General features: G+C 65.9%; 16 protein-coding genes and 1 tRNA gene. 10 read left to right on the top strand and 7 right to left on the bottom strand.

The window, feature by feature from the left end; all coding sequences use genetic code 11:
- Window positions 1-245: 245 nt before the first annotated feature.
- The gene (locus LQ953_RS12280) at window positions 246-2,345 is read right to left on the bottom strand and encodes a S9 family peptidase (RefSeq protein ID WP_231031231.1); all 2,100 of its coding nucleotides are present in this window, start codon (window positions 2,343-2,345) and stop codon (window positions 246-248) included.
- An 87-nt stretch (window positions 2,346-2,432) separates the two neighbouring features.
- Between LQ953_RS12280 and LQ953_RS12285 the strand changes: the two genes are divergently transcribed.
- Together LQ953_RS12285 and LQ953_RS12290 are read left to right on the top strand one after the other, a co-directional pair.
- On the top strand, window positions 2,433-3,677 hold the full coding sequence (locus LQ953_RS12285; protein ID WP_231031194.1) for a S1 family peptidase: 1,245 nt from the start codon (window positions 2,433-2,435) through the stop codon (window positions 3,675-3,677).
- A 17-nt stretch (window positions 3,678-3,694) separates the two neighbouring features.
- Window positions 3,695-5,491, top strand: a complete 1,797-nt coding sequence (locus LQ953_RS12290; protein ID WP_231031195.1) for an aminopeptidase P family protein — start codon at window positions 3,695-3,697, stop codon at window positions 5,489-5,491.
- A 141-nt stretch (window positions 5,492-5,632) separates the two neighbouring features.
- On the opposite strand, the gene LQ953_RS12295 is transcribed toward LQ953_RS12290, so the two are convergent.
- Window positions 5,633-5,770: a hypothetical protein gene (locus tag LQ953_RS12295; RefSeq protein WP_231031196.1), complete on the bottom strand. Its 138-nt coding sequence runs from the start codon at window positions 5,768-5,770 to the stop codon at window positions 5,633-5,635.
- A 92-nt stretch (window positions 5,771-5,862) separates the two neighbouring features.
- Here LQ953_RS12295 and LQ953_RS12300 point away from each other — a divergent pair.
- A tRNA-Thr gene (locus tag LQ953_RS12300) sits at window positions 5,863-5,937 on the top strand.
- A 62-nt stretch (window positions 5,938-5,999) separates the two neighbouring features.
- Here the strand turns inward: LQ953_RS12300 and LQ953_RS12305 are convergent.
- Window positions 6,000-6,617 (bottom strand): hypothetical protein, encoded by a 618-nt coding sequence (locus LQ953_RS12305; protein WP_231031197.1) that lies wholly within the window; start codon window positions 6,615-6,617, stop codon window positions 6,000-6,002.
- Window positions 6,618-6,734: 117 nt separating this feature from the next.
- Between LQ953_RS12305 and LQ953_RS12310 the strand changes: the two genes are divergently transcribed.
- The 5 genes from LQ953_RS12310 to LQ953_RS12330 all read left to right on the top strand — a co-directional run bounded on the left by LQ953_RS12310 (window position 6,735) and on the right by LQ953_RS12330 (window position 11,393).
- Entirely contained in the window at window positions 6,735-7,847 is a 1,113-nt protein-coding gene (locus LQ953_RS12310; RefSeq protein ID WP_231031198.1) for an S-(hydroxymethyl)glutathione dehydrogenase/class III alcohol dehydrogenase, read from the top strand.
- 25 nt (window positions 7,848-7,872) lie between these two features.
- On the top strand, window positions 7,873-8,706 hold the full coding sequence (gene fghA / locus LQ953_RS12315) for an S-formylglutathione hydrolase (protein WP_231031199.1): 834 nt from the start codon (window positions 7,873-7,875) through the stop codon (window positions 8,704-8,706).
- Complete coding sequence (locus LQ953_RS12320) at window positions 8,703-9,923, top strand: NAD(P)/FAD-dependent oxidoreductase (protein ID WP_231031200.1); 1,221 nt, start codon at window positions 8,703-8,705, stop codon at window positions 9,921-9,923. Before fghA ends, LQ953_RS12320 begins: the two co-directional genes overlap by 4 nt.
- Window positions 9,924-9,973: 50 nt before the next feature.
- Window positions 9,974-10,846, top strand: a complete 873-nt coding sequence (locus LQ953_RS12325) for a TraB/GumN family protein (protein WP_231031201.1) — start codon at window positions 9,974-9,976, stop codon at window positions 10,844-10,846.
- A 61-nt stretch (window positions 10,847-10,907) separates the two neighbouring features.
- On the top strand, window positions 10,908-11,393 hold the full coding sequence (locus LQ953_RS12330; RefSeq protein ID WP_231031202.1) for a DUF1440 domain-containing protein: 486 nt from the start codon (window positions 10,908-10,910) through the stop codon (window positions 11,391-11,393).
- 121 nt (window positions 11,394-11,514) lie between these two features.
- On the opposite strand, the gene LQ953_RS12335 is transcribed toward LQ953_RS12330, so the two are convergent.
- The 4 genes from LQ953_RS12335 to LQ953_RS12350 all read right to left on the bottom strand — a co-directional run bounded on the left by LQ953_RS12335 (window position 11,515) and on the right by LQ953_RS12350 (window position 14,978).
- Entirely contained in the window at window positions 11,515-12,279 is a 765-nt protein-coding gene (locus LQ953_RS12335; protein ID WP_231031232.1) for a 3'-5' exonuclease, read from the bottom strand.
- A 75-nt stretch (window positions 12,280-12,354) separates the two neighbouring features.
- Window positions 12,355-13,758, bottom strand: coding sequence for a phosphoglucomutase/phosphomannomutase PgmG (gene pgmG, locus LQ953_RS12340; protein ID WP_231031203.1), 1,404 nt, complete (start codon window positions 13,756-13,758; stop codon window positions 12,355-12,357).
- A gap of 108 nt (window positions 13,759-13,866) precedes the next feature.
- Entirely contained in the window at window positions 13,867-14,184 is a 318-nt protein-coding gene (locus LQ953_RS12345; protein WP_231031204.1) for a J domain-containing protein, read from the bottom strand.
- The gene (locus tag LQ953_RS12350) at window positions 14,184-14,978 is read right to left on the bottom strand and encodes a division plane positioning ATPase MipZ (RefSeq protein ID WP_231031205.1); all 795 of its coding nucleotides are present in this window, start codon (window positions 14,976-14,978) and stop codon (window positions 14,184-14,186) included. The genes LQ953_RS12345 and LQ953_RS12350 overlap by 1 nt, the downstream gene beginning before the upstream one ends.
- Before the next feature lie 79 nt (window positions 14,979-15,057).
- Between LQ953_RS12350 and panC the strand changes: the two genes are divergently transcribed.
- Together panC and LQ953_RS12360 are read left to right on the top strand one after the other, a co-directional pair.
- Window positions 15,058-15,906: a pantoate--beta-alanine ligase gene (panC, locus tag LQ953_RS12355; protein WP_231031206.1), complete on the top strand. Its 849-nt coding sequence runs from the start codon at window positions 15,058-15,060 to the stop codon at window positions 15,904-15,906.
- 73 nt (window positions 15,907-15,979) lie between these two features.
- Window positions 15,980-16,276, top strand: a complete 297-nt coding sequence (locus tag LQ953_RS12360) for a hypothetical protein (RefSeq protein ID WP_231031207.1) — start codon at window positions 15,980-15,982, stop codon at window positions 16,274-16,276.
- Window positions 16,277-16,344: the final 68 nt, after the last annotated feature.

Genomic DNA, 16,344 nt, shown 5'->3' on the forward strand with positions numbered 1-16,344 from the left:
GGACATCCCGGCCCAGGCCTGGGTTCTCAGCGCAACATTCGACTTCGCGTTCTGCCACCACTGCCATCGGCAAACGGTGCTGGTCGCGCGGGAGGTAGGCTGCTCCTAGCCAAACTTTCGTCACCCCGGCCTTGAGCCGGGGTCCCGCTATATCGAGCCAGCAGAAGAAGCGGGATCCCGGCTCAAGGCCGGGATGACGGAGATTTCAGCGGCTATCCAAAGAGGCGACGGCACGGGGGTCGACGTCACCCCTCCACTCCAAGCTGCCACAGGATGAAGGCGATCTCGTCGGCATATTCCTTGAGGCTTTCCCAGCGACCCGACTTCCCCCCATGGCCCGCGCCCATGTTGGTCTTGAGCAGCAGGATATTGTCGTCCGTCTTGGTGGCGCGCAGCTTGGCCGCCCACTTGGCCGGCTCCCAATAGGTCACGCGCGGATCGTTGAGGCCGCCCGAGATGAACATCGGCGGATAGGCCTGCGCCTTCACATTGTCGTACGGGCTGTAGGAGCGGATCAGTTCGAACGCCGCGGCATCTTCGACTGGATTGCCCCATTCAGGCCACTCACCGGGCGTGAGTGGCAGGCTTTCGTCGAGCATCGTGTTGAGCACGTCGACGAACGGCACGTCTGCCACCACCGCCCCCCATAGCTCAGGATCAGAATTGACTACCGCGCCCATCAGCTCGCCGCCGGCCGAGCGGCCAGCGATGGCGATCTGGCCAGGCGCCGTGAAGCCGCGTTCGATCAGCCCCTTCGCCACGTCCACAAAGTCGTTGAAGGTGTTGGTCCGCTTCTCCAGCCGGCCATCATGATACCATTGCTGGCCAAGATCGTCGCCGCCACGAATATGCGCGATGGCAAAGGCGATGCCGCGGTCGAGGAACGACATGCGGCTGGTGGAGAAGCCGGGCGGGATGGCATGGCCATAGGCGCCGTAGGAATAAAGGTAGAGCTTGCCCGATCCGTCGCGCGGGAAGTCGGCGGGATACACGATCGACACCGGCACCTGCGTCCCGTCTCGCGCGGCGATGTGTAGCCGCTCGGTGCGATATTTGGACGCGTCGTAACCCGAGGGGATCTCCTGCACCTTCAGCGTTTCCAGCGTGCCAGTGGCGACGTCGTAATCCTGGACGGTGCCGGGGGTGACCATCGACTCATAGCCCAGACGGAGCTTTTCGACGGCGTATTCGGGATTGTCGCCCAAGCCCGCGACATAGCTTGCCTCCGGGAACTTCAGCCGGGTGGGGGCAATGGCGGGGTCGTAGCGGTGGAGCTCGATCTGATCGAGGCCGTTCTCGCGGCCTTCCACGATGAAGAAGTCGGCGAAACAGGTGACGCCGGTCATGTAGAAGTGCGGCGATGCCGGGATGCGCTCAACCCACTCGCCGGGCGCGTCGATCGAGGCGGTGACCAAGCGGAACTGTGGGTGGGTGTCGTTGGTGTGAATGAACAGCGTGCCTTCATGCTCGTCCACGTCATATTCGCGACCAGTCTTGCGTGGCGCTACCAGGATCGGCGCGGCGAGCGGGTCGTTGGCGGGGAGCAGGCGGATTTCGGTGGTCTCATGATCGCTGGTGGTGAGCGCGATCCACTTGCGGTCGCCGATCAGCTCGACGCCAACCGAGAAGCCCAGCTCTTCCTCGTGATAGACCACCACGTCGTCGGCCGGCGACGTGCCCAAGCGATGCAACTTGATCGTGCGGGTGCGCCAATTGTCGTCGGTGACACCGTAGAGGATGGCGCTGCCATCGGTGGTGAAGACGATGTTGCCGATCGTGCCCTCGATCGAGACGTCGCCCCATTTTCCGGCAGCCCCCTCAATCGCCTCGTCGACGTTGCCGTCGGTGCGCAGGTCCTTGAAGCGGATCGTGTAGCGTTCCGATCCGTCATCGTCTGTGGAATAGGCCATCAGCCCGCCATCCTCGGTAAGCGAGATTGCGCCGACGCGGAAATACTCCTTACCCTCGGCAAGTGCGGGCTCGTCGAGGATCAGCTGGTCCGGACCGCCCGCGACCGGGCGCCGCCAATAGCGCGGATATTCGCCGCCGACTTCATGGTCGCTCCAGTACAGCCAGTCGCCGTCCTTCTGCGGCACGGTCGACTCGTCTTCCTTGATGCGCGTGCGCATCTCCTGGAACAGCCGCTCGGACAGCGGCTTGAGCGGCGCCATCACCGTGTCGAAATACCGGTTCTCTTCCTCCAGATACGCCAGCACGTCCTTGTCGGCGACGGTGGGGTAGTTGAGGTCGCGCAGCCATGCCCAGGGATCTTCGATGGTGATGCCGTGGCGGGTGAAGCTGTGCGGGCGGGTCTGGGCCACGGGCGGCTTGGGGAAATCGGTCATGTCCTGCCCATAGTGCACCCGCATGCCTGCTGTCGAACGCTGGCGAACCGCCCGGCGGCGCCTTACATCGCAGAGCATGGGTGTGCTTTGCTGAAGCGTGTAGCGGCGGCGCTGTCCGCGATAATGGTGCTGGCTGCCGCGCCGGCAGCGGCGCAGGTGCAGACGCGCGAGCAGGCGCTGGCGCAGGACGCCGGCGAATATGCGCGGCTGTACGGGGTGCCACAGGACGAGGCGCTGCGGCGGCTGCATGCCCAGGCCGACAGCATTCCGGTCACCGACGCCATTGCCAACCAGTATCGCGACAGGCTCGCCGGAATTTCGATCCAGCATCGCCCCGACTATCGCATCAACGTCTACCTGGCCGGCAGCGAGCCGGTGGCCGAGCGGCGCATCCGCGCGGGCGGCATGAGCGTGCCAATCACCTTTCGCACTGGCGCCAAGGCGAGCCGCGAGCGCGTGGTATGGGCGATCACCTATCACCAGGGGGCGATCCGGGCCGCCCTGCCCTCCCCACCCTCGATGGGTCTCGATCCGCGCACCGGCGAGTTGGTGGTGATCGCGGGCGGTGCGGTGACCGCGCGGCAGGGCGGCGCGGCGGCGCTGGACGCGAAGCTATCCGCACTGGCGGGGGTGCCGGTGCAGGTGCGGGTGATGGACCGGGTCGACGTCAATCTGGGGCTGCATGGCGGGTCGCGGGTGGATGGGATCGATCCGGCCAATGGCAAGCGGTATCGCTGCACCACCGGCTTTGCCGTCACTGATGGCTCACGCACTGGCATCACCACCGCGGCACACTGCCTGGACGACATGACCTATTACGCGCCTGACCGCAGCACCATGCCGCTTAGCTTTGTCGGGCAATGGGGCTGGGGCTATCATGATGTGCAGATTTTCGCCGGCCCCGCGCCTGAGCGGCCGCTGATCTATTCGGACACTGCGCGCAAAGTAGAGCGTCCCGTAGAGGCCCAAGTCACTCGCCCGAGCACCCGCGCAGGAGACTTTGTCTGCCATCGCGGCGAGAGTAGCGGCTATAGCTGCGCGGAGGTGGAGCTGTTGGATTTCGCACCCGCCGGCGACCTGTGCGGAGGGGCGTGCCTGCCCACCTGGGTGGCGGTCAAAGGTCCGACCTGCAAGGGCGGTGACAGCGGTGGGCCGGTGTTCAGCGGCACGTCGGCGTACGGCGTGGTGAAGGGCGCGAGCTACCAGACAGACGGTTCCTGCGCCTTCTACTTCTACATGTCGCTCGACTATCTGCCCGCGGGCTGGAAGCTCCTGACCGACCCTCTACTTGTCCCTCTACGCGGTAATCTGCCACAGACCCTCCAACGTTGAATTGTGGAACCTGCCTCATGTCCAGCTATGCCGACCGCCTCCGCGCCCTTCGCGACCAGCTTGCGCAGGACGGGCTCGACGGCTTCGTCGTGCCGCTCACCGATGAGCACATGTCCGAATATGTCGGCGAATACGCTCAGCGTCTCGCCTGGCTGACCGGCTTTCAGGGATCGGCGGGCAGTGCAGTGGTGCTGCCGGAAAAGGCAGCGATCTTCACCGACGGGCGCTACACGATCCAGGTGCGCCAGCAGGTCTCCGCCGAGCAGTGGGACTATGTCGGCGTGCCGGCGACCAGCATCGCGGCCTGGCTGGAGGCGCATGCGCCGCAGGGCGGGCGGATCGGTTATGACCCGTGGCTGCACACCCGCGCCTGGCTCGAGGAAGTGCGCAAGGCGCTCGCCGAGCGCGGGACGACGCTGGTGGCGGTGCGCCGCAACCCGGTCGACGCTGTGTGGGCGGAGCAGCCATCGCCTTCCGACGCGCTGCTGGCGGTGCAGAGCGAGGATGCCGCCGGCAAGTCGTCGGCCGCCAAGCGCGCGGAAATCGCCGAATGGCTGAACGAGCGCCGCGCCGACGCAGTGGTGCTGTCCGCGCTCGATTCGATTGCCTGGGCGTTCAACATCCGCGGCGGCGACGTCGCCCACACGCCGGTCGCACTCGCCTATGCCATCGTCCATGCCGACGGCACCGGCGACCTGTTCGTCGAGGCGAACAAGGTGCCTGACGCAGTGCGCCAGCATCTGGGCAATGCGATCCGCATCCAGGACCGCGCGGCGTTCGCACCGGCATTGGGCGCGCTGGCAGGCAAGCGCGTGGCTGCCGATCCCGAGCGGGCAGTGGCCGCGATCTTCGACGCGCTTGACGCTGGCGGCGCCAAGGTGCTGAGCGTGCGCGATCCGGTGGTGCTCGCCAAGGCGATCAAGAACCCCGCCGAGATTGCCGGCCACCACGCCGCGCAGGCACGCGACGGCGCGGCGATGGTGCGCTTCCTGAAGTGGTTCGAAGAGACCGCCCCGGCGGGCGAACTGACCGAGCTTTTGGCGGCTGCGAAGCTCCAGGCGTTCCGCGAGGAAACCGGGCTGCTCAAGGACCTGAGCTTCGAGACGATCTCGGCCACGGGTCCGAACGGCGCGCTGCCACACTACAAGGTGACGCAAGAGTCGAGCCTGCGGATCGAGCCGGGCCAGCTCTACCTGATCGATTCGGGCGGACAATATGCCGATGGCACCACCGACATCACCCGCGTGATGCCGGTGGGCGAGCCGAGCGCCGAAATGCGCGACCGCTTCACGCGCGTGCTGAAGGGCCATATCGCCATCGACACCGCAGTGTTTCCCGACGGCACCGTGGGCGCGCAGCTCGACAGCTTCGCGCGACGGCCTTTGTGGGAAGTGGGACTCGATTTCGGCCATGGCGTGGGCCACGGTGTCGGCGCGTATCTGTCAGTGCATGAAGGGCCGCAGCGCATCGCCCAGCCCAACTATCCCGGCGGACAGTCGCTGGAGCCACTGCGCGCGGGCATGATGCTGTCCAACGAGCCGGGCTATTACAAAGCGGGCGAGTACGGCATCCGCATCGAGAATCTGGTGCTGATCGTCGAGCAGGAGATTGCCGGCGCCGAGCAGCGGATGCTGGGATTCGAGACGCTGACCTTTGTGCCGATCGAGCGGACGTTGATCGAGCCGGGGCTGCTCACGCCGCAGGAGCTGGCGTGGCTCAATGCGTACCACGCGCGGGTCGTCGAGCTGATCGGGCCGTTGCTGGAGTGGGATGCGCGGGCTTGGCTGGAAGCGAAGTGCGCGGCGATCGGGTGAGGGAGTCCGCGCGGCCCGTGTAGTCCAGCCGGCAGTTCCCCGGCGAAGGCCGGGGCCCAGCCTCGGCGCACTTTGAAGCTTCAGTGCGCCTGCTCGACCGCACTGCAACTGGCCCTCGGCCTCCGCCGGGGAACTGTGATGTTATTGATCGCGTGGTTCGGGGCTGGGCGTCGCCGGCGACTCCGCCTCATTCGCCTGCTCGCGCGCCTGGGCCTTTCGCTTGCGCAGGTTCTGGCGGAGCGCGGCGGCCAGGCGGGCCTTCTTTTCCGTGTCGGTCATGGATTCAGCGATAAACCTTGAAACTTCCGATTGACAATGCGGCGCGCCCAAGCACATAGGCGCCCTCCACCCGGCCAGTCAGGCCGGCGAGTGCTGCCGTAGCTCAGTGGTAGAGCGCATCCTTGGTAAGGCTGAGGTCGTGAGTTCAATCCTCACCGGCAGCACCATTTTTCTCCGCATCGTATAACTCCCCCTTTGGGGGAGCACTGCCCAAGCAAGCCCACGCACGTCACAGCGGGGCCCCGTCCTTGTCCAGCACCTCCATGCGATAGGCGCAGCCGTAAAGCGTCTTACCCGGATGCGTCGCCGCATTCGAAATGGTGCGCGCTACCTCCATGCGGCTCCGGAACGATTCGCTCTCCCTTGCCGGCTCCGTTTCATTCTTCAGAATGCGCTGGCCGCCGAATTTGCGGAACTTGAACTCGGCCTCGACCTGCGCACGCGTCGCCTTTCCCGACGCGACCAGCTCCGCAATCAGGGGTTCGATATCGAACTCGTTGGCGATCTGCTCGGGTCGGGCGACCACCGCCGGGTCGGCCACGTCGAGAACCGCCAGGATCGAATCGCCGGAAAAGGCGATCCGCTGTGTACGGTGGCCCGCGACGGTGATCGGCGCGGGCAGCTGATATTCCAGCAGGAACCCGGCGTCGGACCCGATCTGCTTCCAGCCCCGCTTACGGGCGATGCCATCCTTCCCTCGGACGGCCATTGCGAAGCTCATATAGCTGGGCACATCGAGACGGCAGTTGATGGCGTCGATCTCGGCAACCTGGGCGGGATCGGCTTCAGTCTCCTGGAGCGGAAGAGCCAAGGAAAGGGCGAAGAGCGTCAGTGCTGGGAATGGCATGGCGACACGCTAGCCGGAGCGCTGCGGCAATGGGAAGCCCGCTTCGGGCGTGAAGGGTTGCGCACGGCCACACCTTGGCCGATTAGCCAATCATCCCCGGAACTAAGGACCGTTTCCATGAAGACCCGCGCCGCCGTCGCGTTTGAAGCGAAGAAGCCCCTGGAGATCGTCGAGCTGGACCTGGAGGGCCCCAAGGCCGGCGAAGTGCTGGTAGAGATCATGGCGACCGGCATCTGCCATACCGATGCCTATACGCTCGATGGGCTGGACAGCGAGGGGCTGTTCCCCAGCGTGCTGGGGCATGAGGGCGCCGGCATCGTCCGCGAAGTCGGCGCGGGCGTTACGTCCGTGACGCCGGGCGACCATGTCATCCCGCTCTACACGCCCGAATGCCGCCAGTGTAAGTCGTGCCTGTCCGGCAAGACCAACCTGTGCACCGCTATCCGTGCGACCCAGGGCAAGGGGCTGATGCCCGACGGCACCACCCGCTTCAGCTACAAGGGGCAGCCGATCTATCATTACATGGGCTGCTCGACCTTCTCGAACTTCACGGTGCTGCCCGAGATCGCCGTCGCGAAGATCCGCGAAGACGCACCGTTCAAGACCAGCTGCTATATCGGCTGCGGCGTGACGACGGGCGTGGGCGCGGTGGTCAACACCGCCAAGGTGCAGGTGGGCGACAACATCGTCGTGTTCGGCCTGGGCGGCATCGGCCTCAACGTGCTGCAGGGCGCAAAGATGGCCGGCGCGAGCAAGATCGTGGGCGTCGACATCAACCCCGACCGCGAGAAATGGGGCCGCCGTTTCGGCATGACCGACTTCATCAACGGCAAGGGCAAGAGCCGCGAGGAGGTGATCGCCGAAGTGCTGGCGCTGACCGATGGCGGCGCGGACTTCACGTTCGACTGCACCGGCAACACCGAAGTCATGCGCACCGCGCTCGAGGCATGCCATCGCGGCTGGGGCACCAGCATCATCATCGGTGTGGCCGAGGCGGGCAAGGAGATCAGCACGCGCCCCTTCCAGCTGGTGACCGGGCGCAACTGGCGCGGCACCGCGTTCGGCGGCGCCAAGGGCCGCACCGATGTGCCCAAGATCGTCGACTGGTACATGAACGGCAAGATCGAGATCGACCCGATGATCACCCATGTTCTCACGCTGGAGGAGATCAACAAGGGCTTCGACCTGATGCACGCCGGCGAGAGCATTCGCAGCGTCGTGGTGTATTGATCCGGCGTTGAGGGTGGAGGAAGGCATGGAAACCCTCTCGACCAACCACGCACATGGCGGCGTGCAGGGCGTGTACCGGCATGCGAGCAGCGCGACGGGGACCGACATGACCTTTTCGGTCTATGTGCCGCCGCATGCCTCGGGTGCGAAGCTGCCGGTGTTGTGGTACCTGTCGGGTCTCACCTGCACGCACGCCAACGTCACGGACAAGGGCGAGTATCGCCGCGCCTGCGCTGAAGCCGGCGTGATCTTCGTCGCGCCCGATACCAGCCCGCGCGGCGAGGGCGTGCCCAACGACGAGGCGTATGACTTCGGCCAAGGCGCAGGCTTCTACCTCGACGCAACGCAAGACCCTTGGGCGGCAAACTTCCGGATGCGGTCCTATGTCGAGGACGAACTGCCCGCACTCATTGCCGCGGAGTTCCCCGCGGACATGGGCGCGCAGGGGATCACCGGCCATTCGATGGGCGGCCATGGCGCGCTGACCATCGGTTTGCGCAATCCGCAGCGCTTCCGCAGCGTGTCGGCCTTCGCGCCGATCGTTGCGCCGGCGCTGGTGCCCTGGGGCGAGAAGGCGTTTGAGGGTTATCTCGGCGCCGATCGGGCTGCCTGGGCGGAATATGACGCCTGCGCGCTGATCGGCAACGGCGCGCGTGTGCCCGCGCTGCTGGTCGATGTCGGCGATGCCGACCAGTTCCTGACCGAGCAGCTCCGCCCCGAACTGCTGGAAGCGGCATGCGAGGCCGCGGGCATCCCGCTGACGCTGCGCCGCCAGCCGGGCTATGATCACAGCTATTACTTCATCTCCACCTTCATGGCGGAGCATGTCGCCTGGCACGCGGAGCGGCTGAAAGCATGACCCAATATGATGTGCTGATCGTCGGGGCCGGCCACGGCGGCGCGCAGGCTGCGATCGCGCTGCGGCAGGGCGGCTTTACCGGCACACTCGCCCTGATCGGCGAGGAGCCGGAACTTCCGTACGAGCGCCCACCGCTCTCGAAGGAGTATCTGGCAGGCGAGAAGCCGTGGGAGCGGATGCTGATCCGCCAAGGCGCTTTTTGGGAAGAACGTGATGTAGCCATGCTGCTCGGGCAGCGCGTGATGGCGGTGGATTCGGCGGCGCACTGCGTCACCACCGCGGCGGGCGATACGATCCGGTATGGCAGCCTGATCTGGGCGGCGGGTGGCCATGCGCGGCGCCTGCCCTGCCCCGGCGGAGACTTGGCCAACGTGCACACCATCCGTAGCCGCGCCGATATCGACACGATGCTGGCCGGGTTGTCCGGTGTGACGCGCGTGGTGGTGATCGGCGGCGGTTATATCGGGCTGGAGGCCGCGGCCGCGCTGACCAAGCTGGGCCGGCAAGTGACGCTGGTGGAGGCGCAGGACCGCGTGCTCGCCCGGGTGGCCGGGACGCCGCTGTCGCGTTTCTTCGAGGCTGAGCACCGCGACCATGGTGTCGATCTGCGGCTGGGCGAACAGGTTGCGGCAATCGAGGGCGAAACGCGCGCCACCGGGGTCCGCCTGGGTGACGGCAGCGTGCTACCCGCCGACATGGTGATCGTCGGCATCGGCATCGTTCCCGCAGTCGAGCCGCTGCTCGCAGCCGGCGCGCAGGGCAACAACGGCGTGCTGGTGGATGCGCAGTGCCGCACCTCGCTGCCCGATATCTTCGCGGTGGGTGACTGCGCGCTGCATGCCAATCGCTATGCGGAGGGCGCGTGCATCCGGCTGGAGTCGGTGCAGAACGCCAATGACCAGGCGAGCGTCGCGGCCAAGACGATCCTGGGTGGCGACACGGCCTATGACGCGGTGCCGTGGTTCTGGTCGAACCAGTATGACCTCAAGCTCCAGACCGTCGGGCTGTCCACCGGCCACGACAGCACTCTGGTGCGCGGCGATCCGGCGACGCGGAGCTTCTCGGTCGTGTACCTGCGCGAGGGCCGAGTGATCGCGCTCGACTGCGTCAACGCGATCAAGGACTACGTCCAGGGGCGCAAGCTGGTGGTGGAAGGCGCAGCACCCGATCTCGCCGCGGTGGCCGACCCGTCGCGGCCGCTCAAGGAACTCGCCTAGCCTCGGGGAAGCTGATAGCCTTCGCCCGAAACGCTTTGGGGGAAGAAATCATGCGGAAGTTCCTGGCCGCGCTGGCGCTGACCTTGGCGCCGGCAGCCTATGCGCAGACCAGCACGGATTCCGATCCGGCGCTGTGGGTGGTGAAGGATGCGGACACCACCGTGTACCTGTTCGGCACGGTGCATGTGCTCAAGCCTGGGCTGAGCTGGTTCGACGAGGCGGTGAAGACGGCGTTCGACAAGAGCGACCAGCTGGTGATCGAGATGGTCGAGCCAGACCAGGCCGCCATCCAGCAATTGGTCATGAAGATGGCGGTAAACCCCACTGGCCCGACGCTGACCGAGAAGCTACCCGCCGACAAGCGCGAGGCCTATGCCAAGGCGATGGCGGATGTCGGCATCCCGGCCGCGGCGTTCGATCGCCTGGACCCCTGGGTGGCCGCAATCACCCTGGGTTCGGCAGGATTGCCCAAGCTTGGCTATGACCCAAACAGCGGCGCCGACAAGGTGCTGGCCAACGCAGCCAAGTCAGTCAACAAGCCCGTGCAGGGGCTGGAGACGTTGGAACAGCAGCTTGGTTATTTCGATGGGCTGCCCGAACCCTTGCAGGTGAAGTTCCTGGTCTCAACCGTCGACGATTACAGCAAGACCGGCGAGATCCTGGGCAAGATGATCCAGACCTGGTCGGCAGGCGATCCGGAAGCGCTGGGCAAGACCATGAACGAGGAAATGCGCGACACGCCCGAGATCGCGAAGGTACTGCTAACCGACCGCAATGTGCGCTGGGCCGACTGGATCCAGAAGCGGATGGCGCAGCCGGGCACGGTGTTCGTCGCGGTGGGCGCGGGGCATCTGGCTGGGGCCGACAGCGTTCAGGCGCAGCTCGCCAAGCGCCAGTTGAATGCGACGCGCGTTCCCTACTGATCCGAGGGACCCGCAGGCTGCACGCGGCGTTCGGGTCTTTTCCACGCAACGGAGCAGCAGCATGGCCAAAAACCCGCGTCCCTTACTCGGCCTTGCCGCCGGCGTCGCCGCGGGGCTGGTCGCCTCGGCGGCGATGGCAGCCTTTCAGGCCCAGACGCACAAGCTGCTGCCGGACTCGGGCAACACGGACGAAGATCCGGCCACGGTACAGGCAGCGGACGCCGCCAGCGAGATCGTGACCGGCGATCCCGTGCCCGACGCTTATCGCGAGCAGGCCGGCCAGGTCGTGCATTATCTGGTCGGCGGCGTGCTCGGCGGCATCTATGGCGTGCTGGCGGAGTACAAGCCCGAAGCAAGCGCGGGGTTCGGCACCGCCTACGGCATCGCCACCTCGGCCCTGCTGGACGAAGGCGCGGTACCTGCCGCAGGGCTGGCGCCTGCGCCGACTGACACGTCGCTGGTCACGCACATGTACGGCACGGCCTCGCACCTGGTCTACGGGTGGGTGCTGGAATCCGTTCGCGCGATGATTGCCGGACGGGGGTAACCCGCCGACCAGTTCCCCGGCGAAGGGCGAGGCCTAGGTGCCAAGGTTTCTCAGACGACGGGACGCCGTCGCGACTTTGCCGAAGCTGGGCGCGGCCTTCGCTGGGGAACTACTTGGTTCGTCAGAACAGTTCCGGCTGCCGCGTCACCCGGCGTGTCACTTCGCCGCCGCCCGACCGCCGGAGATATTCCCGCTCGGCGGTATGCCGCACATCGGGGTCGCGGTCGGTGAGGAAGCCGGCGAGCGACTCCTCGTCGATCTCGTGCCATTCCTTGCCGCGATCGGGGCCATAGCGGACACGCGGCAGCAGGCCGGGCTCCTTGGACCATTGGATCAGCTGCGCAACACCCACTTCGTTGAGCATGTCGCGCAGGTGATGCGCGGTGACATAGGCGTCAGGAAAGGCGCGGTGCGCAGGCAGCCCACGCTCATGCTCCAACCCTTCGGGCATGCGCCAATAGCGCAGCATCTGGTTGGAAAAACTCGGCACGTGCGGCCAAAGCCGCATCGAACATTTCCAGGTACAGATCCAGTCCGCCCCCCGCGTGAGCGCAGCGGTGCAGTATTGCTCCTCGAAATCCGATCGGTGCGCCGCCAGCGCCACCCGGCGCGGCCAGGGATCCAGGATCGGACGTGCGACATCATGCCAATAGGGCGCGTCGGCAACATCCTCGTTGCGAATATGATGGATCGCCATGGTGAGCGGCGGAATCTGTCGCCCGGGATTGACCAGGCGATTGCCGCCCTCACCCTGCAATTCCCAGCGGCCATCTGCGCCAAGTGCCACGTCCTGCCAGCCGATCTCGCACACACCGTGTGTGGGAGGAGCCTGGCCAGTGGTTTCTAGGTCGATGACGCGGATGATCTGGGGAGGTGGCGGAGCCATCCGGCGGATGTGGGGCTTTGGCACCGCGAATGCCAGCCTTAAAGCCCCTCCCCATCAGGGAGGGGCTCTTGATGCTTAGTGCGCCGCTTGCGGTCCGCGCTGGAGGCCGCTGGCCGCCAGCTGGGCGTCGATCATCGCCATCAGGCGGTCGAGGCCTTCCTGGCTCTTGGCTTCGGCGCGGGCGACCAGCACGTCCTGGGTGTTAGATGCGCGCAGCAGCCACCAGCCATCGACGGTGTTGACGCGGGCGCCATCGGTGCGGTCGACATCGGCGCCCTCGGCTTCCAGGCGCTCGAGCACTTCATCGATCACCGCGAACTTGCGGGTCTCGTCAACCTGGAAGCGCATTTCCGGCGTGTTGATCATCGCCGGCATGTCGTCCTTGATCTGGTTCATCGGCTTACCGATGGTATGGACGGCGCGGATCAGCTGGACGGCAGCGAACTGCGCGTCGTCATAGCCATAATAGTTGTAGAAGGTGTCGGCGAAGAAGATGTGGCCACTCATCTCGCCGGCGAGCGGCGCGTGGGTTTCCTTCATCTTGGTCTTGATCAGGCTGTGCCCGGTCTTCCACATCACCGGCTTGCCGCCCAGCTCGGCGATCCGGTCGTAAAGGGCCTGGCTGGCCTTCACGTCGGCGATCACCGTCGCGCCCGGCTCGGCCTTGAGCAGCGGCTCGGCGAGGATCGAGAGGATCTGGTCGCCCCAGATCACCCGGCCCTGGCCATCAACCGCACCGATGCGGTCGCCGTCGCCATCGAACGCCAGGCCGAAGTCGAGGCCCTTCTCGACGACCAGCGCCTTCAAGTCGGCGAGGTTCTTTTCCTCGGTCGGATCGGGATGGTGGTTGGGGAAATTGCCGTCGACGTCGGTGAAGATGGTGAAGTGCTCACCCGGCAGCTGGGCGACCAGCTTCTCGATCACCGGGCCGGCAGCGCCGTTGCCGGCGTCCCAGCCGATGCGGTAGCTGCCGCCGGCATAACCCGCGAGCAGGCGGCCGACATAGGCGTCCTCGATATCATAGTCGGTAACGGTGCCTTCCTCGCCCGCCTCGACCGAGTCCCAATCGCCCTCGGCAGACAGCCGGCCGAGCCCCTGGATGTCCTCGCCGAAGAACGGACGGTGCTGGAACACCATTTTGAAGCCGTTGTAGTTGCCCGGATTGTGGCTGCCGGTGATCTGGATGCCGCCATCGACCTCCAGCGTCGCTTCGGCATAGTACAGCATCGGGGTCGGCCCCATGCCAGTCCGCACCACGTCGCAGCCGCACGATGTCAGCCCCTCGACCAGCGCCGCCTCGAGCTCGGGCGAGGACAAGCGGCCATCGCGGCCCACCGCTACCCGGTGCCCGCCGGCACGGCGCAGCAGCGTGGCGAAGCTGCGGCCGATCGCGCGGGCGTCGTCGGGCCCAAGCGTCTGCCCCACGATACCGCGGATGTCATATTCGCGCAGCGAAGTGGGGTCGAAACGATGCGTCATGGTGCCTCCCGGAAGATGATGCTGGCCCAATCCGCGAAACGGTCAGAAGTTTCAATTACGCATGCGTAACAGGTGTGGAAATCACGCCAAAGCGTCCAGGGCACCGCGTCAGAGGCGCAGCAGCAGGTCGCGGGCGGCGTTCACGCGACGGGTGAGTTCCTCCGATCCACCCCGATCGGGATGCACCGCGGACACCAGCCGCCGGTGTGCGGCCTTGATCTCGTCCGGTCCGGCGCCGGTCGAAAGCCCCAGGATCGCGCGCGCTTCCTCCTCGCCGAACGCGGCGGGCACCGGCAGCTTGCGCGCAGCCGGCCGGGGCTTTGGCGTAGCCCGCTTGATCGGGCGCCCGGCAGTGTACCGGCGGGGTCCACGCCACAGCAGGTAGAATCCGAAGATCACCAGCAGAGCGAGGATAAGCTTGACCATCAGGCAACGGCCGGCAGCGCGGGTTCGGGCAGCGCCAGCCCCGCCATCATCTCGCGCAGTTCCTGGCGTGCGGCGACATGGCTGAGCCCCATTGCGCCGAACTCGCCGGCATCGAGCATGGTCAGTCCCTGCGGAAAGAGTTCGCGATAGATCACGCGCTCGGACAGGCCCGAGATCACGCGGAAGCCGACCCGCTTGGAGAGCTGGTCGATGGCTTCGGACACGCGGCGCATGTTGCGCGCCTCGATATGCTGCATGCGGTTGCGCAACACGACCCAGTCGATGGTTTCGCCATTGGCCCCCGCCCGGCGCTTGCGCGATTCCCAGATCAGCTCGGAATAGAAGCTGGGGCGTTGTACCTTGAAGGTCTCGGGATCGACATGCCCGATCAGGTCGAAATCGACGAAGCTGTCGTTCATCGGCGTGACCAGGGTGTCGGCATTGGTGACCGAGATCCGCGCGAACTTGTCGTCGCGGCCAGGGGTGTCGATCACCACAAAGTCCGCGTCCTGCCCCAGCCGGTCCAGCGTCTCGGCGAAAAAGTCCATGCTTTCGCCGTCATGTGTCTCATAAATGGGCGTCGGCAGGTCACGGCCGGTCCGCTTCATCGTCGCATGGCGGTTGTCGAGATAGCGGCCCATGGTCCGCTGACGGTGATCCAGGTCGAAACACGCCACGCGCGCGCCCTTGCACGCCAGTGCGATGGCAGCGTGCACGGCAGTGGTGGATTTGCCCGTACCGCCCTTCTCGTTCGCAAAAACGAGAACATGCAAGCGCTTAGCTGCCTCGGTCACCCAGAAGACTTCCTTTGTTGATCGCGCCGCCTCCTCCCCATAGAAGGCCGCGCTTCTGCTTTATCGAAAGTGCCAAGCCGTGCAAACCGTCCGTCAGCTTCCAGCCCTTCGCGAGGCCGTTTCCGGCTTCCGCGCAGCCGGGGACCGCGTGGCGTTCGTGCCGACCATGGGCGCGCTGCATGACGGGCACATGGCGCTGGTGGAAGCCGCCAGGCGCACCGCGACTCGCGTAGTGGTGTCGATCTTCGTGAACCCCAAGCAGTTCGGGCCAAAAGAGGACTTGGCCAAATATCCCCGCAAGGAAATGGCGGACTCGCGCATGCTCTCCACCGCGGGCGTCGACCTGCTGTGGCTGCCGCCAGTCGAGGTGATGTACCCGCACGGCTTCGAGACGACGGTGTCGGTCGGCGGCGTCAGCGAAGTGCTGGACGGTGCTGCGCGTCCGGGCCATTTCGACGGCGTGGCGACCGTGGTCACCAAGCTGTTCAACCAGGTGCAGCCCGATGTGGCGCTGTTCGGCGAGAAGGACTGGCAGCAACTCCAGGTGATTCGTCGCATGGTCGCCGATCTGGACTTGCCCGTCGAAATCCTGGGCGTGCCGACCTATCGCGACGATGACGGCCTCGCCCTATCGTCGCGCAACGCGTATCTCCTTCCTGAAGAGCGCGCGCGCGCGGTGGCCCTGCCCCGCGCGCTGGGCTTTGCCGAACGCGCGATCGCCAAGGGCGAGGATACGCAAGCCGCGCTGGCGCAGGCGCGCGACACGCTGAGCGCTGCCGGGTTTGACGTGGACTATATCACCCTGGCCGATGCCGAGACGCTGGGCGATCCGGTCGCCGGCCGCGCGATGCGCCTGCTGGGCGCCGCGCGGATCGGCGGCACGCGGCTGATCGACAATATCCCCGTGACTACGAATGATCACGGTTAACCCTGTTAACCATTTCTTCTGACTTCATCGTCAAAACCCAGGATCAGAGGGATCAGATTTTGGGGTGACGACAATGGGCAATAGCCTGAAGAGCGCACGTTTCCTGATCGAAAGCCGGCTGCGCGATGCAGCCAAGGGCGACGCATCAGCATGCTACGATCTGGGAATGGTATATTCCAGCGGCGCCGACGGCGTCGGCGTAGACCTCGTCGAAGCGCATAAATGGTTCAACATCGCCGCCGTCTCGGGCAGCAACGAGGCACAGATGTGCCGTGCCGAAATCGCCGAGGACATGACCGCGCGCGAGATCAACGACGCCCAAAAGGCCGCCCGCGCCTGGCTGCGCGGCACCCAGCTGCGCGCGGCCTGAAGACTAGCTAACAGCACATCTGGTTCCCCGGCGAAGGCCGGGTCCAGCTGCAACGCACTGGCGAGAGT

Origin of the sequence: Sphingomonas sp. IC-56, assembly GCF_021043375.1 — a bacterium.
Classification (GTDB): Bacteria; Pseudomonadota; Alphaproteobacteria; order Sphingomonadales; family Sphingomonadaceae; genus Sphingomonas.